The organism is Pseudomonas arvensis, assembly GCF_056688935.1.
In genome coordinates, this window is sequence record NZ_CP162038.1 from 225,305 (window position 1) to 247,317 (window position 22,013).

Below are 22,013 nucleotides of genomic sequence, written 5' to 3' on the forward strand. Positions count from 1 at the left end.
ATCGGGGGCAAGCCCCCTCCCACATTTGGAAATGTGTTGCTTCTACGGTTTTTGCCATACGCTGGCCAGCCAAGGCTGCTGTTCGCGCGGTAATCCGGCGGGCCGATAGTAGTGCTCCAACTCCACAAACCCCGCCGTCGTCAGCAACTCTTGCCACGCCGCCAAGTCGTGATACGACCCATATCGCGGCCCATTCCAGCCTTCCTGGTTCTCACCCCGTGGATTGGAGCTGAACAGCACGCCCCCAGGCTTCAATGCGCCATGCAACTGCTTGAGCACACGCGGCAGTTCCTGCTTGGGGATATGAAACAGCACCGCATTGGCAAAGATCCCGTCGAAGCGCTCGGCGGGCAGGTCGAGGTTAAGGAAGTCTTGCTGCAACACCTCGCAGCCGCTGTCTTCACGCGCCATCTGCGCAAACCGCTCCGAGCCGTCCAGCCCGACGGCGATGTGGCCCATGCGGGTAAAGGTCTGCAAATCCCGCCCCGGCCCGCAGCCGAAATCCAGCACGGTGAACGGCGCCGTGCCTTGGATATGCCGCAGCAGCGCGTCGATGTTCTGGCTGACATCGTGGTCGCGGGTGCCTTCACGGAAATCCTCGGCCACTTTGTTGTAGTGGCCGAGGGTGGTGGACGTGATCTGGTTGAGGTCGTCGGGCTTGAGGGTCATGACGGGGAATACCGGGCGCTGAGATGGCCCGACTATACCTCACCTCTTGTTCAGCACCCGCGCCAGGCGATCGCCGCCCAGTTGAATCACCGCCACCAGCACCACCAGCAGCACAATCACGGTGAGCATGATCTGCGTGTCAAAACGCTGATAGCCGTAGCGGTAGGCAATGTCGCCCAAGCCGCCTGCACCAATCGCGCCGGCCATGGCGGACGAGTTGATCATGGTCACCAGCGTAATTGTAAAGCCGCCGACAATCCCCGGCAGCGCTTCCGGCAACAGCACGTGCCAGATGATGTGCCAGCGACGGCAGCCCATGGCTTGTGCGGCTTCGATCAGACCGTGGTCGACCTCGCGCAGGCTCACCTCGGCGATCCGCGCAAAGAACGGCGTGGCAGCGATGGTCAGCGGCACAACGGCGGCCCATACGCCGTAGGTGGTACCGACGATCAGCCGGGTGAACGGGATCAAGGCCACCATCAGAATCAAAAACGGAATCGAGCGGAACAGATTGACGAAGGCCCCGAGCACGCGGTTCAGCGCCGGCGCCTGGTAGATGCCGCCCTTGTCGCTGGTCACCAGAAACACCGCCAGTGGAATCCCCACCAGCAACGCGATCAGCGACGACACGCCGACCATCAACAAGGTGTCGATGGCGCCCTGCAATAAACGATCAAACCACATAGCCCAGCACCTCCGCCTGTTGTGCCCAATTCGCGGCGCGGTTGCGCAGTTCTTCGGCGCTGTGGGGGGCGCCATTCACCGCCAGCAGCAATTGCCCCAAGGCATGGCCCTGGATGCGTTCCACGCCGCCTTGCAACAAGCGCACGCGCCCGCCGAGGGCGCTGAACAGCGCCGCCAGGTCCGGTTCATCGCTGGCACTGCCGGTGAACTGCAAGCGCAGCACCACGGCGGCGTCCGTGGGCGAAGGCGTGCTCTGCAAACGGCTTTGCAGTTCTTCCGGCAGCCCGTGTTGCAACGGCGCCAGCAGGGTTTTGCTGACCTCATGCCGAGGGTTGCCAAACACTTCCCACACCGGGCCTTGCTCGACGATACACCCGTGTTCCAGCACCACCACGCGGTCGCAGATGTCGCGGATCACCGCCATTTCGTGGGTGATCAATACGATGGTCAGGCCCAGGCGCTGGTTGATTTCGCGCAGCAGGCCGAGGATCGATTGCGTGGTCTCCGGGTCCAGCGCCGAGGTGGCTTCGTCGCACAGCAAAATCTGTGGGTCGTGCACCAGTGAACGGGCGATGCCCACGCGCTGTTTCTGCCCGCCGGACAGCTGCGCCGGGTAGGCCTTGTGCTTGTCCTGCAAGCCCACCAGCTCCAGCAGTTCGCGCACCTTCTGCTCACGCTGGGGCTTGGGCACGCCGGCGACTTTGAGCGGCAGCTCGACGTTCTGCCACACGGTCTTGGCCGACATCAGGTTGAAGTGCTGGAAGATCATGCCGATACGCCGACGCAGCGCCACCAGGCGGTCTTCGTCGAAGTCGCCGATGTCCACCTGATCGATCAGTACGCGCCCGCTGCTCGGTTGTTCCAGGCGGTTGATGGTGCGGATCAACGAGGATTTACCGGCGCCGCTGCGGCCGATGATGCCGAACACTTCACCGCGCTGGATCGCCAGGTCGATGCCTTGCAAGGCATGCACCGTGCCGTCGTAGGTCTTGCCCAGGTTGATAAAACGCACGTGGGCGCGGTTCAGGTCCGGATGCAGTTCAGTCTGCTCGGCGTCCCTGAGCGGTGTGCCCAGGTCGCGCAGTTGGGTGTTGGCGGCGGTCATTTTTTAGCTTCCCAGCCCACTTGGTAGAGCTTGCCCAGGGATTTATCCAGGGCCGCGCGCACCACCGGCGAGTGCTGGTAGATGTCGACGAACTTGATCACGCGCGGGTCGGTTTTGCTCTTCGGTTGGATCACGAACTGGATCACGTATTCCGGGTGGTCGAGGCCGTCAAACAGCAGCGCCGATTCAGCATCGAAGGTCTTGGACAGGCGGATATAGGCCGGATAGCCCTGCACCAGGTCGGCGTCGTCATAGGCGCGCACCAGTTGCACGGCCTCGACTTGCAGGATTTTGATTTTCTTTGGATTGGCGACGATGTCTTCTTCGGTGGCCTTGTAGCCTACGCCCGGCTTGAGCGTGATCAGCCCGGCCTTGGCCAGCAGTTGCAGGCCGCGACCGCTGTTGATCGGGTCATTGGCGATGGCCACGCTGGCGCCTTCGGGCAGTTCGTTGAAGCTTTTGTACTTCTTCGAATACAGCCCGACGTTGTTGATGATGCCCGGCGCGTACGGCACCAGGTCAAACCCGGCGGCGGCCTTGGCGTTTTCCAGGAAGGGGATGTGCTGGAAGTAGTTCACGTCGATATCGCCGGCGGCCAGGCTGACGTTGGGCGCGATCCAGTCGGTGAATTCCACCAGCTCGACCTTGAGGCCCTGCTTGCCGGCTTCGGCGACGGCGGCTTCCAGGGGAATCGCGAAGGCGGCGGTGGTGCCGACTTTGAGCGGCGCATCGGCGGCGAACACCGCCGAGCTGAACAACCCGAGGGCCAGGGCCAGTGCTTTGACTGGGTGGGAGAGCAGTATTTTTTTCATGGTTTATTTCCAGTCATAAGTTATTAGTGCAAACAGTGCAGATCCAATGTGGGAGGCGGCTTGCCCTCTCTCACATTTTTTTGTTCAGTGGCGGTATGTGGAACCGGTGTGTTGTTCGGGTAGGCGAGCACTGGCGTGGAAGACTTTTTCTCGCAGCGTTCCGGTCTCATAAGCGGTCTTGTACGAGCCCCTTCGCTGCAACTCCGGCACCACCAGATCGATAAAGTCCACATAGCTCTCCGGCGTCACAATCCGCGTCAGGTTGAACCCATCCAACCCGGTTTCGCTGATCCAGGATTCCAGCTCATCCGCCACCTGCTCCGGCGAACCCACCAAGGTGATGTAGCGCCCGCCCAAGGCGTGCTGCTCCAGCAATTTGCGCCGGGTCCAGTCGTTGTTCTGCAGGTTTTTGGTGGCTGACTGGATGGCATTGCTCTTCACGTACTGGATCGGTTCGTCCAGTTCGTACTCGGCAAAATCAATCGCGGTGGACGCCGAGAAGTGCGCCACGCCGGCCTCTGCGCTGGCGTAGCCCAGGTATTCGGCGTGCTTGGCCCAGGCCTGCTCTTCGGTAGCGCCAACGATCACGTTGAGGCCCATGAACACCTTGATGTCATCCGGATTGCGTCCGGCCCCGACCGCGCTGGCGCGCACCTTGTCGACCTGGGCTTTGGTCGACGCTTTGTTCTGCCCGCTGATAAACACGCACTCGGCATGGCGACCGGCGAACAGCAAGCCACGGTCCGAACTGCCAGCCTGGAACAACACCGGCGTGCGCTGTGGCGACGGTTCGCACAGGTGATAACCCTCAACCTGATAGAACTCGCCGTGGTGTTCGACCTTGTGCACCTTGCCCGGCTGCGCGTAGATCCGTTGCGCCGGGTCGTTGATCACTGCGTCGTCTTCCCAGCTGCCTTCCCAAAGTTTGTACAGCACCTCTAGGTACTCATCGGCCTGGTCGTAGCGGCGGTCGTGCTCGACCTGCTCGGTAAGACCCATGGCCTTGGCGGCGCTGTCGAGGTAGCCGGTGACAATGTTCCAGCCCACCCGGCCACGGCTCAGGTGATCAAGCGTGGACATGCGTCGGGCAAACAGATACGGCGGCTCATACGTCAGGTTGGCGGTGAGGCCGAAGCCCAGGTTTCTGGTGACGGCCGCCATCGCCGAGACCAGCAGCAACGGGTCGTTGACCGGCAGTTGGATCGACTCCTTGAGCGGTACGTCGATGGAGTGTTGGTAGACGTCGTACACGCCGACGATATCGGCGATAAACAAACCGTCGAACAGCCCACGCTCCAGGGTTTGCGCCAACTCAGTCCAGTACTCGATGGTCTTGTACTGGGTGGACGTATCCCGTGGATGGGTCCACAGACCGTGGTTGATGTGCCCGATGCAGTTCATGTTGAAGGCATTGAGCAGGATTTTTTTCTTTGCCATCAAATGGTCCCCCGCAGTGGCGGGTTTTCATCGTTGAGGTAGTAATTGCCCACCGCGTGATACTTCCAGCGCACCGGGTCGTGCAGGGTGTGCACCCGTGCGTTGCGCCAGTGGCGGTCGAGGCCGTGTTCGGCCAGGGTCGCCTGGCTGCCGGCGAGTTCGAACAGTGTGCTGCCGGCGGCGAGGGAAATTTCGGTGCTCAAGACGCGCACTTCGGCCACCGTAATCGAGGCGGCGGCGACGGTATCGGCAGTGGTGTCGGCCTGGGCGCGGTCGAGGTATTCGCCCGAGCGTTCCAGCAGTGCTTCGGCGGCATGGAGGCGGACGCTCAAGTGGCCGAAGCTCTTGAGCGTCAACGGGTCTTCAGTCGCTTTGTCGTTGCCGGAATCGATCCACGGGCGGGTCTTGGTGCGCACAAAGTGCAGCGCATCCTCAAAGGCGGCGCGGGCGATGCCGGTGTCGATGGCGGCGTGAAGGATCTGCGCCAGCGGGCCGACCGTTGTCGGGCGTTCGAAGGCGCTCTGGAACGGGATTACGTCCTGGGCGGCGACCCACACGTTGTCGAACACCACCGAGCCGCTGCCGGTGGTGCGCTGGCCAAAGCCGCTCCAGTCGTCGATCACACTCAGGCCTTCGCTGTCGCGGGGTACAAACGCCAGTTGCTGCACGCCGTGCTCATCCACCACCGACGTCGGGATGCGTTGCGCGTAAATCGCACCGGTTGAGTAGAACTTACGGCCAGTGATGCGAAAACCGTCGCCGTCGCGGGTGATGCTTGTGACGCGGTCGTGAGCGGTCTTGGTGCCCAGTTCGGCCAGTGCGTTGCCGAAGCGCTGGCCGGCAAGGACTTCGGCGTACAGGCGTTGTTGCTGCGCCGGGCTGCCGTTCACACGCAGCACTTCCAGGGCGTAGAAGTGGTTCTGCGGGATCTGGCCCAGGGAGGCGTCGGCCTGGGCGATCAGCGCGATGACCTTGGCCAGGGTGACGTTGGATACACCGGCGCCGCCGTACGCCTTGGGCACGCTGATGCCCCACAGGCCGGAGCGCGAGAACACGTCCAGTTCGGGCAAGGGCAGGCGGCGTTCACGGTCGCGCAGGATGCTGTCACGGCGAAAGTCTTCGGCCAGGTCGCTGGCGACAATAAGGGCTTGTTCATCGCTGGTGATCACCGCGACATGATGAGAAAGGGTCATGCGTATTTCTCCAGAGGTCTGGTCGGTTAAATCCAGGAGTGACGAGCGGGTAACGTGCCGTTCAGGCGATAGGCGCCGATGGCGTGATACTTCCAGCGCACCGGGTCGTGCAGCGTGTGCACGCGCGCGTTGCGCCAATGCCGGTCGAGGTTGAACTCGGCGAGGGTGGCGCGGCTGCCGGCCAGTTCGAAGAGCTTTTCGCTGACCAGCAGCGACACTTCGGTGGTCAACACTTTGGCCTCGGCCACGGCGATTGAGGCGCGTGCGGCGGACTGCGCGGTGATCGGCGCGGCGCTGACCTGGTCCAGCACCTGGCCGGCCTTGCGCAGCAGCGCTTCGGCGGCGTGCAGTTCGATCTTCAGCCTGCCGATGTCGGCGATCACATACAGGTCATCGCTGGCGCGTTCGACCTTGGCGTCGATCCAGGGGCGCGAGCGTTCGCGAACGAAAGCGATGGTGTCATCAAGGGCGCCACGGGCGATGCCGGCGTCGATGGCCGCCTGGATCAATTGCGACACGGCGCCCTGGATGTTCGGGCTGTCGCCGATGCGCCAGTTGTCGACCACCAGCTCGGCGTCGACCGGCACCTGGTCCAGCAGCACGGTGCCGCTGGCGGTAGTGCGTTGGCCGAAGCCGGACCAATCATCGACGATGCGCAGCCCTTCGGTGCCCCGGCGCACGAATGCCATGACTTGCTTGCCGTCGTCATTCAGCGCCTTGATCGCTACCCAGTGGGCAAACAACGCACCGGTGGAGTAAAACTTCTGGCCGCTGATCACGTAACCGTCGCCCTTGGCGGTGATGCGTGCCTTGAGTTCCAGGGTGTTCCTGGTGCCCCGCTCCGGGCCGCCGTTACCGATGCGCCAGCCGTCGAGCACGCTCTGGAACAGCTGCTTTTTCTGGCGCTCGGTGGCAGCGCCCTGCAACAGGTGCAGGATGCCGAAATGGTTTTGCGGGATCTGTCCCAGGGCCGGGTCTGCCGCGCTGATGATCGCGAACACGTCGGCCAGGGTCACGAAGGACACTTGCGGGCCGCCGTACTCGCGGGGAATGGAAATACTGCCCAGCCCGCTGCGGGTGAACTGTTCGAGCTGCGCCCATGGCAGCTTGCGTTGCTGGTCGCGCGTGGCGGCTTGCAGGCGCGCGGCCTGGGCCAGCTCGTGGGCGGCGTTCAGCGCTTGGGCGTCGTTGCGCAGCACGGCGGCCGGCAACAGCAGCGGGGCCACGTCCAGATCGCGTTGGGGGGGTGTTAGAGCCAAGTTAGACATCAGCGCCGCTCCTTGGCTGCACGTAATGCCCTGGCGTTGCGCACCGGGGTAATTCTGACCATACCGACCTCGCATTCAATGAAATGAAAACAGAAAAATCAAAGAGGTCCGGTGGTCCGGTGCATATACCCTAAGCGTGTTAAATATTTAAATAAACTAACTTTTGGGAATATGCATAGAAGGGCAGTCACCCAGGTTCGCAGGGTGAGCCGAGCGGGCGGGGTTGATAGACCGGCGCGGCGCCGGCCGGGCGGGTTGGCGCGCGGGCGGCAATGCGTAACGTGCGGGCTGGCGCCCAGCGCGAATTATTGCCGACACGGTCCAGAATGCAGTAGGTCACTTCCAGGCGGCTGTCGTCACCGGCCTCGACAATCAACGTCGACGGCACCCACACCTGTACCGCGTGGCCGACGGCCTTGGGCTGGATCTTCGGCAGGTCCAGGCGCACGTCGCCCCAGCGCAGGGTGATGGCGTCGCCTGTGGTCATGTTCAGATAAGGCTCGATGGTCAGCGGGATCCCCCGCCGGACCTGGCTGGCGTTGACGCCATAGCGGCGAATGGTTTCTGGCAGGCCGACCGGGGCCAGGTTCTGGTTTTCATCGCTGTAGAGTGCGCAGGGCAGGCCTCCCGGAGGCGTAGTTTTCACGCGCAGGTGCGCCATGGCCGAGCGTGCCGGGGCGCGGCCGATCTGCATGACCTGGTAATGAACCTGGGCGACACCCTCCTGCACAAAACTTTCCGGAACCCGCAGGCGAGTGGGCATGCCGACCTTGCACGCGGTCACCCGCCGTGAGGCCGCAAAGCAGTTGTTCCAGAACAGTTCGATCAGGTCGCCTTCATCCATGCCGGGGTAGGGCGCGATATCCACCAGCAGCTGTGTGGCTGCCAAGGCATTGATGCCGTGTCGAAGGGCCTGGGGCAGCGTCGGGGCGATGAGCCGTGCCGGGGTTGCGATGCGCGTCATAAGTAATCTCCTTGATGCAGCCAGCAGCAATCGTTCCAGCCCTTTGGCGCGGGTGCGCAGGGGGGCTGAAAGGAACGATTCAGTGAGTAGCCGGGATAGGATCCAATCCTCTGGGCCTTAGATAAGAGGGTTGGCCAGGGAGCGTCAATGGCGGCAAAAGGCTAAACGGCGGGTTTGGGGATATTCAGATGGGTCTGACTGGGCGGGGGGTTTTAAGGGGCGGTAGCGGGGGTGTTTTACCGGTGTGCGCGCGGACTTCCTGTAGGAATACAAATGATGGAGAGGAAGCGATCTGCCTCTCCATATTCAGGCGCGCGTCAGTGAGCCAAAAACTTGCTCAGGAACTGTCGGGTGCGTTCTTCCCTGGGGTTGGCAAACAACGCCTTGGCTTCGCCTTGCTCCACGATCACGCCCTTGTCGAAAAAGATCACACGGTTGGCCACGTCTCGGGCAAAGCTCATTTCGTGGGTGACGATGACCATGGTGCGATTCTCTTCAGCCAGGCTGCGGATGGTCGCCAGCACTTCACCCACCAGCTCCGGGTCGAGGGCCGAGGTTGGCTCGTCGAACAGAATCACTTCCGGCTCCATGGCCAACGCACGGGCAATCGCCACGCGCTGTTGCTGGCCACCGGACAGGCGCCGTGGGTAGGCGTCTTCCTTGCCCGCCAAGCCAACCCTGGTCAGCAGCTTGCGCCCGAGGGCAACAGCATCTTCGCGCGGCATCTTCTTGACCACGCAGGGCCCTTCGATGACGTTTTCCAGCGCTGTGCGATGGGGGAACAGGTTGAAGTTCTGGAACACAAAACCCACGTGTTGACGCAGGCGCCGCACCAGGCCTTGCTGCTGGTTGAGCGGTTTGCTGCCGTCGATCTGGATGTCGCCCACCTTGATACGGCCGCTGGTGGGTTCCTCAAGGAAATTCAGGCAGCGCAGGAAGGTGGTCTTGCCGGAACCGCTGGGGCCGATGATGGCGACGACTTCGCCTTCCTTGACCTCAAGGTCGATACCGTTGAGCACCACCTGACCGTTGAATTGTTTGGTCAGTTTTTCAACCACGATCATGCTTCAAGACTCCAGGTCATGCCGGTTGACCCGGTCTTCCAGACGGTTTTGGAAATGCGCCAGGATGCTCGCCAGTACCCAGTAGATCAGGGCGGCGGACAGATACATGGTGAAAATTTCAAAGGTACGCGCCGACACCAGTTGCGCCTGGCGAAACAGCTCCGGCACCTGGATGGTGGCGGCCAGCGCCGTGTCCTTGACCAGCGAAATAAAACTGTTGCCCAGCGGCGGCAACGCAGTGCGCATCGCTTGCGGCAGGATGGCCCGGCGCAGGGTCTGCGCGCGGGTCATGCCGATACTGGCCGCGGCTTCCCACTGGCCACGCTCGATAGACGCGATGGCGGCCCGCAGGATTTCACAGGCGTAGGCGGCCATGTTCAGCGAAAAGCCGATCATGGCGGCCGGGATCGGATCCAGCTCGATACCCACTTGCGGCAAGCCGTAGTAGATCAAGAACAGCTGTACCAGCAAGGGCGTGCCGCGAAAGAACGACACGTAGACCCGGGCAGTCCAGCTCAGCAGCTTGAAGCGCGACAGGCGCATCAACGCCAGGCCGAAGCCCAGCAGCAAGCCGAAAAACATGCCGCCGAGGCTGAGGATCACCGTGTAATACGCGCCCTTGAGCAGAAAGGGCGCGGAGTCCAGCGCGAGTTGGAGACTTGCCTCCATTATTGAGTGACGTCAGCGTTGAAGTACTTCTCGGACAGCTTCTTCAAGGTGCCGTCGGCGCGCAGCTTGTCGAGGGCCTTGTTCACCGCTTCCAGCAATTCAGGCTCGCCTTTGCGCAGGGCGATACCGGATTCCTGGCGGGAGAAGGCATCGCCGGCAGCGGCGGTTTTCGGGGCTTTCTTGGCGTATTCCAGGGCGGCCAGGCGGTCGATCAGGATGGCGTCGATACGGCCGACGTTCAGGTCCTGGAATTTGGTTGGGTCATCGTTATAGGTCTTGATGATGGCTTTGGGTTGATTGTCCTTGAGCCATTGTTCGTAGTTGGTGCCCAGGCCGACACCGACTTTTTTGCCGGCCAGGTCGTCAGCGGTCTTGATGCTGTCGACGTTCTTCTTGAGCACCAGCGCCTGGATACCGGAGACGGTATAAGGCGTGGAGAAATCGTACTTCTTCTTGCGCTCTTCAGAGATGGTCACCTGGTTGACCACAGCGTCCAGGCGCTTGGATTCCAGGGCAGCGAGGATGCCGTCCCATGGCGTGGCCTGCAGCTTGACCTTGACGCCCAGCTCCTTGGCCAGGGCTTCGGACAGCTCGACTTCGAAACCGCTGAGCTTGCCGCTTTCATCGACGAAGCTGAACGGTGGGTAGGTGCCTTCCAGGCCGATCTTTATCTCGCCGGCCTTTTTGATGTTGCCCAGTTGCTCGCCGGCAACCGCTTGGCCCAGCAGCCCGGCGCCGAGCGCCAGACCCAAAGTGCCGACCAGCAAGGTGCGACGGAATACGGAAATAGTCATGAAGAGCCCCTGTGTTTTTTATGGTGAGCGAAGCAGATGACGCAGTAGTCGTATCCTGCCTTAAAGCGCGAAGCGCGTCTTCGCCTTCGGCGCGATGATAAAGGCAGGTTTTAAGACTTGAAAATAATATAAATCTTAATTCATATTCCATTTTTGAATATAAGTTGGATCCAGTGTGGGAGGGGGCTTGCCCCCGATGCCGTCGGGTCAGCCAGCATATTTGTTACTGATCGACCGCAATCGGGGGCAAGCCCCCTCCCACCTATAGCCCGCGTTTATTCAGTTGAAAACCGAGTCATAAGCAAACAACGCCGGCGCCCCACCGGTGTGCAGGAAAATGATTGGCCCATCTTCAAAGCGTTGACGCCCGATGCCGTCCAGCAGACCGGCCATGGCCTTGCCCGTATAGACCGGGTCCAACAGCAGGCCTTCCTGGCTGGCCAACAGTTTGATCGCGGCCAAGGTGCCGGCGTTCGGTTCGCCATAGCGCGGGCCGAAGTATTCGTCCCACAGGATTACCTTGAACGCTTCGGGGATATCCACACCCAGCAACTCGGCCGTGCGCTCGGCCAGCCCCTGCACTTTCGGGCGCTGGGCTTCGTCGGTGCGCGACACGGTGATGCCCACCACCGGCAGATTCGGCAGCGCTTCGCTCAACGCCAGGGCCAGGCCGCTGTGGGTACCGGCACTGCCGGAAGCCAACACCACGGCGGCGAATTCGATGCCGCTGTCTTCGATCTGCGCGGCCAGCTCCAGGCCCGCGCGCACGTATCCCAACGCACCGAGGGCATTGGAGCCGCCGATGGGCACCAGGTACGGCTTCTTGCCGCTGCTGCGCAGGCGATCGGCGAGGGCGTTGAGTTGGTCGTCGACGTTATCGAGGTTTTCCACCAACTCAACTTTAGCGTCGAACAGTTCCAGCAGCAGGCGGTTGCCGTTGCCGAGGTAGTTGGGGTCGTCGGTGCCAGTGGGGTTTTCCAGCAGCGCGACGCAGCCCAGGCCGAGTTTGGCGGCGAGGGCGGCGGTCTGGCGTACGTGGTTGGACTGGATAGCGCCAGCCGTCACCAGCGTGTCGGCGCCCTGGGCGATGGCATCGGCCGCGAGGTATTCGAGTTTGCGCAGCTTATTGCCGCCCATGGCCAGTGGCGTGGTGTCGTCGCGCTTGACGTAGATGTCACGTCCCAACCAGGTCGACAACCGTTCGAGTTTTTCCAGGGCGGTGGCGCCGCCGAGCAGGTCCAGGCGGTTAAAACGGTCGAGCTGTTGCTTGATCATGGCTACGCACGGTGGCTAAGGGATAAAGCGACTATAGGCAGGCACTTTTCATCGGGCAACCGTCAATCGCTTATGCCCGATGGTTCTTAGCATCACACCATTGGTTCTTAAGGCCGGCCGAGGTGCATACCGTAAAGTGATTGCCATTACGTCAGGAGTGAATACCGTGAGTGAGCGTTCCAGCCATTGGCAATTACAGACCATCGTCAGCCAGTTGCGCGGTGCCCGAGACGCGTGGCGAACGCGCAATGGTCGCTTGAGCGGCGAGCATGGCGGCCGCGAGTTGCCGTCCCGAGAAGCCGTTGCGCAGATCCTCGAAGCTTTGTGCGGCGCACTGTTCCCGATGCGCCTGGGGCCGGCGGATCTGCGTGAAGAAAGTGAAGACTTCTACGTCGGCCATACCCTCGACGTCGCGCTGAATGCGTTGCTTGCCCAGGCACGCCTGGAGCTGCGTTATGCCGCGCGGCAGGGCGGCCAGGACGACAGCCAGATTGATGCCCACGCCATCCGCCTGATCCAGGATTTCGCCCTGGCCTTGCCGTCCCTGCGCAGCCTGCTGGACACCGACGTACTCGCCGCCTACCACGGCGACCCGGCCGCGCGCAGTGTGGATGAGGTGTTGCTGTGCTACCCGGGGATTTTGGCGGTGATTCACCATCGCCTGGCCCACCACCTGTACCGCGCCGGTTTGCCGCTGCTGGCGCGGATCAGCGCGGAAATCGCTCACTCGGCCACCGGCATCGACATTCACCCCGGCGCACAGATCGGCCCGAGTTTCTTTATCGACCATGGGACGGGTGTGGTGATTGGCGAAACCGCGATCATCGGCGAGCGGGTGCGTATCTACCAGGCCGTGACGTTGGGCGCCAAGCGCTTCCCGGCGGATGAAGACGGGCAGTTGCAGAAGGGCCATCCGCGTCATCCGATCGTCGAGGACGATGTGGTGATCTACGCCGGGGCGACGATCCTGGGGCGAATCACCATTGGCAAGGGTTCGACCATTGGCGGCAATGTGTGGCTGACGCGCAGTGTGCCGGCTGAGGCGAACATCACCCAGGCGAATCTGCAGCATGATGATGGGGCGCAAAAGTAGAGAACCTGCACCGGTCACCTGTGGGAGGGAGCAAGCCCCCTCCCACATTTTGCCGGCATTCCACACGGAGGCCGTGTTTCAGTCAGCAGTCGCTGAACGATTTCCTTTGCTCACCCGTCATACCACTCAGCCCTGCGATTAGTCCCGGACCGCCTATTCATGTTTAACTTGAACGCTCGTTCAAGTTAAACCCGGTGGTTCGCTGCCCGCTCACAACAGGAGGCTTACCTTTGCTGAGTCCGTTATTTACAGCCACATCCTTCAACCTCGGGGTGCATCGTTCATGATTGCATCGTCCACCCCTGCCAGCGGCCAAGTGCGCATGAATGCGCCGGTTTTCTATTTCGCCGCGACCTTCATCCTGCTGTTCGGCATCACTGTCATCGCTATCCCGCAACAGGCCGGTGCCTGGCTGCTGGCGGCGCAAAACTGGGCGGCCAATACGGTCGGCTGGTACTACATGCTGGCGATGACCCTGTATCTGGTCTTCGTGGTGGTCACCGCGCTATCGGGCTACGGCAAGATAAAACTCGGTGCCGACCACGACGAGCCCGAATTCAGTTACCTGTCCTGGGCCGGCATGCTGTTCGCGGCCGGCATCAGCATCACGCTGTTTTTCTTCTGCGTATCCGAACCCCTGACGCACCTGGTGCAGCCGCCACAAGGCGCGCCGATGAACGCCGATGCGGCGCGTCAGGCCATGCAGATTCTGTTTCTGCACTGGGGCCTGCACGGCTGGGGCGTGTTCGCGTTTGTCGGCATGGCGCTGGCGTATTTCGCCTACCGGCATAACCTGCCGCTGGCGTTGCGCTCGGCGCTGTACCCGCTGATCGGCAAGCGCATCAACGGCCCCATCGGCTATGCGGTGGATGGCTTCGGCATCATCGCTACGGTGTTCGGTCTTGGCGCCGACATGGGCTTTGGTGTGTTGCACCTCAACTCTGGCCTCGATTATCTGTTCGGCATCGCCCACACCCAGTGGATTCAGGTTGGCCTGATCACGTTGATGATGGGCGCGGCGATTCTGGTCGCAGTAGCCGGCGTCGATAAAGGCGTGCGGGTGATGTCCGACATCAACATGCTGCTGGCCTGCGCGCTGCTGCTGTTCGTGTTGTTTGCCGGGCCGACCCAGCATTTGCTCAACACCCTGATCCAGAACATCGGCGATTACCTCGGCGCGCTGCCGACCAAGAGTTTCGACGTCTACGCCTACGACAAACCGAGCGACTGGCTGGGCGGTTGGACGGTGTTCTACTGGGCCTGGTGGATCGCATGGTCGCCGTTCGTGGGCCTGTTTATCGCACGGATTTCCCGTGGCCGTACCATTCGCGAATTCGTGTTCGGCGTGCTGCTGATCCCGCTGGGCTTCACCCTGGCATGGATGTCGATTTTCGGTAACAGCGCCATCGACCAAGTGCTCAACCACGGCATGGCCGCGCTCGGTCAGTCGGCCATCGATGACCCGTCGATGAGCCTCTACCTGCTGCTGGAAACCTATCCGTGGAGCAAAACCGTAATCGCGGTCACGGTGTTCATCAGTTTCGTATTCTTCGTCACCTCGGCCGATTCGGGCACGGTGGTCTTGTCGACCCTGTCGTCCAAGGGTGGCAATGCCGATGAAGACGGGCCCAAATGGCTGCGGGTGTTCTGGGGCGCGATGACGGCGCTGGTCACCAGTGCCTTGCTGTTCGCCGGCAGTATCGACTCGCTGAAATCAGCGGTGGTACTGACCTCACTGCCGTTCTCGCTGATCCTGCTGCTGATGATGTGGGGGCTGCACAAGGCGTTCTATCTGGAGTCGCAAAAGCAGATCGCACAGTTGCATTCGTTGGCGCCGATCTCGGCTTCACGCAAAGGCAAGGGCGGCTGGCGCCAGCGCTTGAGCCAGGCGGTGCATTTCCCATCGAGGGATGAGGTGTACCGCTTCCTTGAGTCGACGGTGCGCCCGGCGATTGAAGAAGTGACGGCAGTGTTTGTCGAGAAGGGCCTCTCGGTGGTGACCCAGCCGGATCCGTCCAACGACAGCGTCAGCCTGGAGATCGGCCATGGCGAGGAACATCCTTTCATCTACCAGGTGCAGATGCGCGGCTACTTCACGCCGTCGTTCGCCCGTGGCGGCATGGGCTCCAAAGAGATCAACAACCGCCGCTATTACCGGGCGGAAGTTCACTTGAGCGAGGGCAGCCAGGACTACGATCTGGTGGGCTATACCAAAGAGCAGATCATCAACGACATCCTCGACCAGTACGAGCGGCATTTGCAGTTCCTGCACCTGGTGCGTTGAGGTGATCTTGTCGTTCCATTCGGGCAGCCATTTGCTGTAAAACGAAAGGGCAGACTTAAGCGATTCAGCTGGTTAAAAGGCCTGGGAATAACCTTATTCCCAGGCCTTATTTGCCCTAAGCCCAGAGAGGATTCGATGACGTACATTGCTGCCGAAAACCGCTATGAATCTATCCCGTATCGCCGCGTAGGCCGCAGTGGACTGGTGCTGCCCGCACTGTCATTGGGGCTGTGGCACAACTTTGGCGACAGCACCCCGATCGACACCCAGCGCGCCCTGTTGCGCACCGCGTTTGACCTGGGGATAAACCACTTCGACCTGGCTAACAACTACGGCCCGCCCTATGGCAGCGCCGAGATCAATTTCGGCCGTTTGCTGCGCGAAGACTTCAAGCATTACCGCGACGAATTGATCATCTCCAGCAAGGCCGGTTGGGACATGTGGCCCGGCCCTTACGGCCAGGGCGGCGGCTCGCGCAAATACGTGCTGGCCAGCCTTGACCAGAGCCTGCAACGCCTGGGCGTCGACTACGTGGACATTTTCTACTCCCACCGTTTTGACGCCGACACCCCGCTGGAAGAAACCGCCAGCGCCCTCGCCACCGCCGTGCAACAAGGCAAGGCGTTGTACATCGGTATCTCGTCGTATTCCGGGGTGAAAACCCGCGAAATCGCGGCGCTGCTCAAGGAGTGGAAAGTACCGCTGCTGATCCACCAGCCGGCCTACAACCTGCTCAACCGCTGGGTAGAAAAAGACCTGCTGGATACCACCGAAGAACTCGGCGCCGGCGTGATCGCTTTCACGCCACTGGCCCAGGGTTTGTTGACCGACAAATACCTCAATGGCGTGCCAGCGGATGCACGGGTCAATCGTCCAGGCGGTGGTTCGTTGCAGGCCAAGCACTTGTCCGAAGCCAACATCGCCCACGTACGTGCGTTGAACGAAATCGCCCAGCGTCGTGGCCAGAGCCTGGCGCAACTCGCACTGGCCTGGACGCTGCGTGATCCACGGGTCACCAGCGCGCTGATCGGCGCGAGCCGGCCGGAGCAGATTATCGAGAACGTTGGTGCGCTGAAGAACTTGAGTTTCAGCGCGGAAGAACTGGCGGAGATCGATCGGTTTGCGCAGGAAGGTGGGATTAACTTGTGGGAAAAGCCATCGACGGCTGAATGACCTGACACAACTGGGTCAAAAGTGTGGGAGGGGGCAAGCCCTCCCACATCTGATTTGCAGTGTGGCTAAAACGGCACATCCCCCAGAATCGTCGCCCGGTGCATCACCCGCCGTTGTGGCCGGTAGTCATCCACCGCGTAATGCTGGGTCACGCGGTTGTCCCAGAACGCCACGTCATTCTCCTGCCAGCGCCAGCGAATGGTGAATTCCGGGCGCGTCGCGTGGGCGAACAGCAGCTTGAGAATCGCTTCACTCTCGGCCGGTTCCAGTTCGTTTATTTTGGTCGTGAAACCATCGCTGACAAACAGCGATTTGCGCCCGCTCACCGGATGCGTACGCACCACCGGGTGTGACAACGGCGGGTTCTTTTTGCGGGTTTCTTCCCAGCGCAACAGGTCTTCAGCAGTGTTGCCAAAGCGTTCCAGCGGGAAGGATTTGGTGAAGTCGTGAGTCGCGGTCAACCCATTGAGCAGCACCTTCAACGGCTCGGACAACGCCTCATACGCCGCAATCCCACTGGCCCACAACGTGTCGCCGCCAAACGCCGGCAACAGTTTGGCACTGAGCACCGCGCCGAGCGCCGGGGTGGGCAGGAAGGTCACGTCGGTGTGCCATACGGCGTTGTCGCGCACGTCGGTGACGGCGGTGTCGAGGATCAGCACTTCGGGCTGTTCCGGCACGTTGGGGTAGATCGGGTGAATGTGCAGGTCGCCGAAATTCGCCGCGAACCGCGCCTGTTGTTGCGGGGTGATGGCCTGGTCGCGGAAGAACAGCACCGAGTGAGTCAGCAGCGCCTGTTCGATGGCGTCGCGCTGTTCGAGGTTCAGAGGCAGGGTGATATCGACGCCACTGATCTGGGCGCCCAAGGCGGTGCTTAATGGCGTAACGGTCAGGCGGCTCATTTAATTCTCATCACTCAGTGTGCCTGGCCATGCCAAGGCACTAATTTACGCTGCAGGGCGCGCAGGCCCATTTCCATGGCGAAAGCGATCAGGGCGATGACCAGAATCCCCAGCACCACCACATCGGTGACCAGGAACTGCGCCGCCGACTGCACCATAAAACCCAGGCCGCTGGTGGCCGCGATCAGCTCGGCAGCGACCAAGGTGGACCAGCCCACACCCAGGCCGATGCGCACGCCGGTGAGGATATCGGGCAGGGCGCTGGGCAGGATCACATGGCGGATCAGTTGGGCGCGGGTAGCGCCCAGCGACTGCGCAGCGCGCAGCTTGGCCGGGTCGACGGTGCGCACCCCCGTCGCGGTGGCGATGGCAATCGGTGCAAAGATCGCCAGGTAAATCAGCAGCACTTTGGACAGCTCGCCGATGCCGCACCAGATCACGATCAGCGGCAGGTAGGCCAAAGGCGGAATCGGCCGGTAGAACTCGATCAGCGGGTCGAGAATCCCACGGGCGATGCGGTTGGAGCCGATGGCGATGCCCACCGGCACGGCGGTCAGCACCGCAAAGCCCAGGCCCAGGCCGATGCGGCTGAGGCTCGCGCCCAGGTGCTGCCACAAGGTGGAGTCCATGTAGCCCGTGGTGGCCAGCAACCAGCCCTTTTGCAACACGGCGGATGGCGGCGGCAGGAACAGTGGTTCGATCAAGCCGGTGGCGGTCACGGCCCACCAAATGGCCAGTAACGCGATTAGCGTCAGCAGGCTGATCCAGCGTGTACTCAGACTGCGGCGCACCGGAATCAGCACCGGCTTGATGGCGGTGGCGGGGAGTTCGTAGCTGCTCATGCGGACACCTGCCGTTGCGAGAACACTTTGCCCAGCACGTGTTCGCGGGTCTCGATAAAACGCGGGTCGGACTTGATCGCCCGCGCCGATTCGCCGGCCGCGTAGCGTTGGCCGAAGTCCAGGCGCAGGCGCTCGACGATCTGGCCGGGGTTGGGCGCCAGCAGGATCAGATCAGTGGCGAGGAACACGGCTTCTTCGATGTCATGGGTGATCAGGAACACCGGCTTGGCCGTGCGCCGCCAGACTTGCAGCAATAACTCCTGCATCTGTTCGCGGGTAAAGGCATCGAGGGCGCCGAAGGGTTCGTCCATCAACAACACCCGTGGGTCTGCCGCCAAGGCACGCGCCAGACCGACACGTTGCTTCTGGCCGCCGGAGAGCTGCCAGATACGGCGGCCGTCGAAACCCGCCAGATCCACCAGCGCGAGCATTTCCCGGGCACGTACTTCGCGTTGCGCCTTGGGTACCCCGGCCAGTTCGAGGCCAAAGCCGACATTGGCCAGCACATCCTGCCAGGGCAGCAATGCATCGTCCTGGAACACCACGCCGCGCTCGGCGCTGGGGCCTTTGACCGGCACGCCATCAAGGGTGATGCGCCCGGCAGAAGGCTCGACAAAACCGGCAATCAGGTTCAACAGCGAGGTCTTGCCACTGCCGGACGGGCCGAGGGCCACCAGCAATTGCTGGGGGCCCAGTTCGAGTGAAATATCCGCCAGTACCGGTTCCGGGGCACCTGGGTACTGTGCGCTGATGCGCTCCAGTTGTAGCAAGGCCATCGCGATGAACTCCTTGAATCAGTTAGTGATGAACTTGGCGCTGACGTAAGGGGCGTAGTCCGGCAGCACGGCGTCGACCTTGCCTTGTTCCTTGAGGAACGCAGCGGTATCGGTCACGGCCTTGGTGGTCGGTGCGCCGAGCAGGGTCACCTGGTCCGTGGCCAACGGGTAGACGTTGCCTTGCAGCAGCAGCGGAATATCGCTGGCTTTTGCGCCGGAAAGCTTCACCAGTTTGTCGACGTTGCCTTTGTCGGCGAGCCAGGCTTGTGGGTCTTTGCGGTATGCGGAGTAGGCATCCAGAGTGACTTTGGCGAAGGCCGTGACGATTTCCGGGTGCTTCTCGGCAAAATCCTTACGCACGATCCACGCATCGAAGGTTGGCGCACCGAACTTGGCCAATTCGCCGGAGGTGATCAGCACTTTGCCGTTTTCCTTGGCCACGCCCAACGCCGGGTCCCAGACGTAGGTGGCGTCGATGTCACCGCGCTTCCAGGCGGCGATGATCGCCGGTGGCGCGAGGTTGAGGATGGTCACTTTGGCTGGGTCGATGTTCCAGTGCTTCAGCGCGGCCAGCAGGCTGTAGTGGCCAGTGGAGACGAAAGGCACGGCGATTTTCTTGCCGATCAGGTCCTGGGGGCTGTTGATCCCCGAACCGTTGCGCGCCACCAAGGCTTCGGCGCCGCCGATCTGGGTGGCGACGAGGAAGGTTTGCACTGGAACTTTGCGTGTGATCGCTGCGGTCAGCGGGCTGGAACCGAGGTAGCCGATCTGCACGTCGCCGGAAGCGATGGCGGCAATGATATCGGCGCCGTTGTCGAATTTGCGCCAGTCGATCTTGGCGTTGGTGGCTTTTTCATACGCACCGTCGGCCTGGGCGACTTTGGCCGGGTCTACGGTGGTCTGATAAGCGATGGTCACATCCGCCGCCTGGGCAAACAGGCTGGCACCGGCCAGTGACAATGCGGCCAAGAGGCGCAGAGGGGTAAGCAGTTTCAAGGGGAAGCTCCTCAATCAGGCGGCCGAGGGTCGGCGTGTGAGGAGACTAAATGATCTAAGAATCCGAAAATAAATAACATTTTCGAATTAGCTTATGTGGAGAACAGCTGCAGTGGGTTTTCAGTCAAGTGAAGGCAAATGTGGGAGGGGGCTTGCCCCCGATAGCGGTGGAGCTGCCAGCTAATGTGTAGCTGACCCACTGCAATCGGGGGCAAGCCCCCTCCACATGTCGAGCCAGATTCGGCTTCAGTCAGTTGCTGATGGCCAGGATACTCGCCTGGTACGCCCCGACAAACACATCAAAATCGCCCACTTCGTTCTGCTCCAGCTCCGCCTGCTGTGCCAGCGATTTACGCGCCAGTTCTTCAAACCGCGTCTGTTCCTCGGCAGCCAGTGGCTCCTGGCGGAAATACTCGGCATGCAGCTGGCTCTGGTGCAGGGAGAACTGCGCAAAAGTCTCTTTGCGCTCAGCCATCGCTGCCAGTACCTGGGCCGACGGCGTCAACGACGGGTCGTTGATTTTCGCCAATTGGGCGTCCAGCGCCTGGCTGTGCTCGCTGATATCGTGGCTCTGATCGAGCAGGGCGGCCAGCGGTGCAATCTTCTCCAACAGTTCAGTGGCCCATTCCTTCATGTCCACCGGCGCGCCGTCGCGCTGCAATTGCAGGCCTGGACGGCGACCTTCCTTGACCACGCTGAGGAAGTTGGCGGTGGCATTGCCGCACGCAGTGTTGGCGAACAACGGGCTGTCGTTCAGCGCGCAGTACAGCAGGAATGCGTCGAGGAAGCGCGACTCCGGCAGATCGATGCCCATCGGCAGGAACGGGTTGATGTCCAGGCAGCGCACTTCGATGTACTGGATGCCACGGGCCACCAGCGCCTGGATCGGCCGTTCGCCGGTGTAGGTCACGCGCTTGGGGCGGATGTTGGAGTAGTACTCGTTTTCGATCTGCAGGATGTTGGTGTTGAGCTGCACCCACTCACCGTCCTTGTGCGTGCCGATTTCGACGTATGGCGCGTAGGGCGTTGCCACCGCTTCACGCAGGCTGTCGGTGTAGCTCGCCAAGTCGTTGTAGCACGGCGTAAGCCCGGCTTGGGCGTTGCTCTGGTAACCCAGGTCGCTCATGCGCAGGCTGGTGGCGTAGGGCAGGTACAGGGTGTCGGCGTCGAGCACTTCCAATTGGTGCGAGCGACCGCGCAGGAAACCTGCGTCCAGGGCCGGCGAGGCACCGAACAGGTACATCAGCAGCCAGCTGTAACGGCGGAAATTGCGGATCAGCGCGATATAGGCCGTGGACTGGTAGTCGCGGTCGGTGCCGACGAATCCTTCAGTCTCCTTGAGCAACGGCCACAACTGTTCCGGCAGGGAAAAGTTGTAGTGGATGCCGGCGATGCACTGCATGGTCTTGCCGTACCGCAGGGCCAGGCCCTTGCGGTACACATACTTGAGCTGTCCGATATTGGAGGTGCCGTAGTAGGCAATCGGAATATCTTCCTCGGCCGGCAACGGGCACGGCATCGAAGGGCTCCACAGGTATTCGCTGCCCAGCTTGGTGTAGGCAAATCGGTGGATCTTGTCCAGGCTGCTCAGGGTGTCGGCCGGGTTGGGCAGGGCTGGGGTGATGAACTCCAGCAGCGATTCCGAGTAGTCGGTGGTGATCAATTCATTGGTCAACGCGGCGCCCAGGGCTTCCGGGTGCGGCGTTTGCGCCAGGCGACCTTCACCGGTGACACGTAGGCATTCACGCTCGATGCCATGCAGGCACTGCTCTAGCAGGGAGAGGTGTTCGCGCTTGCCGAGCAGAGCCAGGCGGCGGTTGAGAAGTTCGCTCAAGTTGGATTCCTTCACGCGTCAGTCGCCCCAATATGGGGGTGGGCAGGACGGTCTACAAGGGTGAAGTTAAAACTGGCGTGATCGCCTGGTTTTGAGTCGATTTGACCCGCGGTAAATAAAGCCTACTTCACTCCATGAATTGGGCCATAGCGCAGCGGGAAAATTCCGACGCCGTTATC

At 61.7% G+C, this 22,013-nt stretch carries 20 protein-coding genes; 3 read left to right on the forward strand and 17 right to left on the reverse strand.

Annotated features, from left to right (window positions below; genetic code table 11):
• Positions 1–42: 42 nt before the first annotated feature.
• From AB3G88_RS01070 to AB3G88_RS01125, 12 genes are all read right to left on the reverse strand, one after another.
• The gene (locus AB3G88_RS01070) at positions 43–669 is read right to left on the reverse strand and encodes a class I SAM-dependent methyltransferase (protein ID WP_480452836.1); all 627 of its coding nucleotides are present in this window, start codon (positions 667–669) and stop codon (positions 43–45) included.
• 39 nt (positions 670–708) lie between these two features.
• Positions 709–1,353, reverse strand: coding sequence for a methionine ABC transporter permease (locus AB3G88_RS01075; protein ID WP_056858169.1), 645 nt, complete (start codon positions 1,351–1,353; stop codon positions 709–711).
• A complete protein-coding gene (locus AB3G88_RS01080) occupies positions 1,343–2,458 on the reverse strand; it encodes a methionine ABC transporter ATP-binding protein (RefSeq protein WP_480452839.1) in 1,116 nt (371 codons plus the stop codon). The genes AB3G88_RS01075 and AB3G88_RS01080 overlap by 11 nt, the downstream gene beginning before the upstream one ends.
• Positions 2,455–3,270, reverse strand: coding sequence for a MetQ/NlpA family ABC transporter substrate-binding protein (locus AB3G88_RS01085; protein ID WP_480452841.1), 816 nt, complete (start codon positions 3,268–3,270; stop codon positions 2,455–2,457). The genes AB3G88_RS01080 and AB3G88_RS01085 overlap by 4 nt, the downstream gene beginning before the upstream one ends.
• An 84-nt stretch (positions 3,271–3,354) precedes the next feature.
• Positions 3,355–4,707, reverse strand: a complete 1,353-nt coding sequence (locus AB3G88_RS01090) for an LLM class flavin-dependent oxidoreductase (protein ID WP_480452843.1) — start codon at positions 4,705–4,707, stop codon at positions 3,355–3,357.
• Positions 4,707–5,900 (reverse strand): SfnB family sulfur acquisition oxidoreductase, encoded by a 1,194-nt coding sequence (locus AB3G88_RS01095; protein ID WP_480452845.1) that lies wholly within the window; start codon positions 5,898–5,900, stop codon positions 4,707–4,709. The genes AB3G88_RS01090 and AB3G88_RS01095 overlap by 1 nt, the downstream gene beginning before the upstream one ends.
• A gap of 26 nt (positions 5,901–5,926) precedes the next feature.
• On the reverse strand, positions 5,927–7,168 hold the full coding sequence (locus AB3G88_RS01100) for an SfnB family sulfur acquisition oxidoreductase (RefSeq protein WP_191947055.1): 1,242 nt from the start codon (positions 7,166–7,168) through the stop codon (positions 5,927–5,929).
• Positions 7,169–7,355: 187 nt separating this feature from the next.
• Complete coding sequence (locus AB3G88_RS01105; RefSeq protein ID WP_480452848.1) at positions 7,356–8,132, reverse strand: hypothetical protein; 777 nt, start codon at positions 8,130–8,132, stop codon at positions 7,356–7,358.
• A gap of 317 nt (positions 8,133–8,449) precedes the next feature.
• Entirely contained in the window at positions 8,450–9,196 is a 747-nt protein-coding gene (tcyN, locus tag AB3G88_RS01110; protein ID WP_099584389.1) for an L-cystine ABC transporter ATP-binding protein TcyN, read from the reverse strand.
• Between the two features lie 3 nt (positions 9,197–9,199).
• On the reverse strand, positions 9,200–9,865 hold the full coding sequence (gene tcyL, locus AB3G88_RS01115; protein ID WP_099584390.1) for a cystine ABC transporter permease: 666 nt from the start codon (positions 9,863–9,865) through the stop codon (positions 9,200–9,202).
• A complete protein-coding gene (gene tcyJ, locus AB3G88_RS01120; RefSeq protein ID WP_099584391.1) occupies positions 9,865–10,659 on the reverse strand; it encodes a cystine ABC transporter substrate-binding protein in 795 nt (264 codons plus the stop codon). The genes tcyL and tcyJ overlap by 1 nt, the downstream gene beginning before the upstream one ends.
• A gap of 279 nt (positions 10,660–10,938) precedes the next feature.
• Positions 10,939–11,934, reverse strand: a complete 996-nt coding sequence (locus tag AB3G88_RS01125) for a D-cysteine desulfhydrase (protein WP_158876604.1) — start codon at positions 11,932–11,934, stop codon at positions 10,939–10,941.
• 166 nt (positions 11,935–12,100) lie between these two features.
• Between AB3G88_RS01125 and epsC the strand changes: the two genes are divergently transcribed.
• The 3 genes from epsC (at position 12,101) to mgrA (ending at position 16,484) form a co-directional block, all read left to right on the forward strand.
• Positions 12,101–13,027: a serine O-acetyltransferase EpsC gene (epsC, locus tag AB3G88_RS01130; protein ID WP_099584393.1), complete on the forward strand. Its 927-nt coding sequence runs from the start codon at positions 12,101–12,103 to the stop codon at positions 13,025–13,027.
• Positions 13,028–13,349: 322 nt separating this feature from the next.
• Positions 13,350–15,311 (forward strand): choline transporter BetT, encoded by a 1,962-nt coding sequence (gene betT / locus AB3G88_RS01135; protein ID WP_177411588.1) that lies wholly within the window; start codon positions 13,350–13,352, stop codon positions 15,309–15,311.
• Between the two features lie 135 nt (positions 15,312–15,446).
• Complete coding sequence (gene mgrA, locus AB3G88_RS01140) at positions 15,447–16,484, forward strand: L-glyceraldehyde 3-phosphate reductase (protein ID WP_010214105.1); 1,038 nt, start codon at positions 15,447–15,449, stop codon at positions 16,482–16,484.
• A gap of 65 nt (positions 16,485–16,549) precedes the next feature.
• On the opposite strand, the gene tauD is transcribed toward mgrA, so the two are convergent.
• The 5 genes from tauD to gshA all read right to left on the reverse strand — a co-directional run bounded on the left by tauD (position 16,550) and on the right by gshA (position 21,834).
• The gene (gene tauD / locus AB3G88_RS01145) at positions 16,550–17,386 is read right to left on the reverse strand and encodes a taurine dioxygenase (protein WP_099584396.1); all 837 of its coding nucleotides are present in this window, start codon (positions 17,384–17,386) and stop codon (positions 16,550–16,552) included.
• A 14-nt stretch (positions 17,387–17,400) separates the two neighbouring features.
• Positions 17,401–18,228 (reverse strand): taurine ABC transporter permease TauC, encoded by an 828-nt coding sequence (tauC, locus tag AB3G88_RS01150; RefSeq protein WP_158876620.1) that lies wholly within the window; start codon positions 18,226–18,228, stop codon positions 17,401–17,403.
• Positions 18,225–19,004, reverse strand: coding sequence for a taurine ABC transporter ATP-binding subunit (tauB, locus tag AB3G88_RS01155; protein ID WP_480452852.1), 780 nt, complete (start codon positions 19,002–19,004; stop codon positions 18,225–18,227). Before tauB ends, tauC begins: the two co-directional genes overlap by 4 nt.
• 18 nt (positions 19,005–19,022) lie before the next feature.
• On the reverse strand, positions 19,023–20,000 hold the full coding sequence (gene tauA, locus AB3G88_RS01160; RefSeq protein WP_480452854.1) for a taurine ABC transporter substrate-binding protein: 978 nt from the start codon (positions 19,998–20,000) through the stop codon (positions 19,023–19,025).
• Positions 20,001–20,250: 250 nt separating this feature from the next.
• A complete protein-coding gene (gshA, locus tag AB3G88_RS01165) occupies positions 20,251–21,834 on the reverse strand; it encodes a glutamate--cysteine ligase (protein ID WP_480452857.1) in 1,584 nt (527 codons plus the stop codon).
• Positions 21,835–22,013: the final 179 nt, after the last annotated feature.

Excerpts from the sequence above, each read along its gene's own strand:
- AB3G88_RS01070 (WP_480452836.1), bottom strand. The coding sequence starts at position 669 with ATGACCCTCAAGCCCGACGACCTCAACCAGATCACGTCCACCACCCTC.
- AB3G88_RS01075 (WP_056858169.1), bottom strand. The coding sequence starts at position 1,353 with ATGTGGTTTGATCGTTTATTGCAGGGCGCCATCGACACCTTGTTGATG.
- AB3G88_RS01080 (WP_480452839.1), bottom strand. The coding sequence starts at position 2,458 with ATGACCGCCGCCAACACCCAACTGCGCGACCTGGGCACACCGCTCAGG.
- AB3G88_RS01085 (WP_480452841.1), bottom strand. The coding sequence starts at position 3,270 with ATGAAAAAAATACTGCTCTCCCACCCAGTCAAAGCACTGGCCCTGGCC.
- AB3G88_RS01090 (WP_480452843.1), bottom strand. The coding sequence starts at position 4,707 with ATGGCAAAGAAAAAAATCCTGCTCAATGCCTTCAACATGAACTGCATC.
- AB3G88_RS01095 (WP_480452845.1), bottom strand. The coding sequence starts at position 5,900 with ATGACCCTTTCTCATCATGTCGCGGTGATCACCAGCGATGAACAAGCC.
- AB3G88_RS01100 (WP_191947055.1), bottom strand. The coding sequence starts at position 7,168 with ATGTCTAACTTGGCTCTAACACCCCCCCAACGCGATCTGGACGTGGCC.
- AB3G88_RS01105 (WP_480452848.1), bottom strand. The coding sequence starts at position 8,132 with ATGACGCGCATCGCAACCCCGGCACGGCTCATCGCCCCGACGCTGCCC.
- tcyN (WP_099584389.1), bottom strand. The coding sequence starts at position 9,196 with ATGATCGTGGTTGAAAAACTGACCAAACAATTCAACGGTCAGGTGGTG.
- tcyL (WP_099584390.1), bottom strand. The coding sequence starts at position 9,865 with ATGGAGGCAAGTCTCCAACTCGCGCTGGACTCCGCGCCCTTTCTGCTC.
- tcyJ (WP_099584391.1), bottom strand. The coding sequence starts at position 10,659 with ATGACTATTTCCGTATTCCGTCGCACCTTGCTGGTCGGCACTTTGGGT.
- AB3G88_RS01125 (WP_158876604.1), bottom strand. The coding sequence starts at position 11,934 with ATGATCAAGCAACAGCTCGACCGTTTTAACCGCCTGGACCTGCTCGGC.
- betT (WP_177411588.1), top strand. The coding sequence starts at position 13,350 with ATGAATGCGCCGGTTTTCTATTTCGCCGCGACCTTCATCCTGCTGTTC.
- mgrA (WP_010214105.1), top strand. The coding sequence starts at position 15,447 with ATGACGTACATTGCTGCCGAAAACCGCTATGAATCTATCCCGTATCGC.
- tauD (WP_099584396.1), bottom strand. The coding sequence starts at position 17,386 with ATGAGCCGCCTGACCGTTACGCCATTAAGCACCGCCTTGGGCGCCCAG.
- tauC (WP_158876620.1), bottom strand. The coding sequence starts at position 18,228 with ATGAGCAGCTACGAACTCCCCGCCACCGCCATCAAGCCGGTGCTGATT.
- tauB (WP_480452852.1), bottom strand. The coding sequence starts at position 19,004 with ATGGCCTTGCTACAACTGGAGCGCATCAGCGCACAGTACCCAGGTGCC.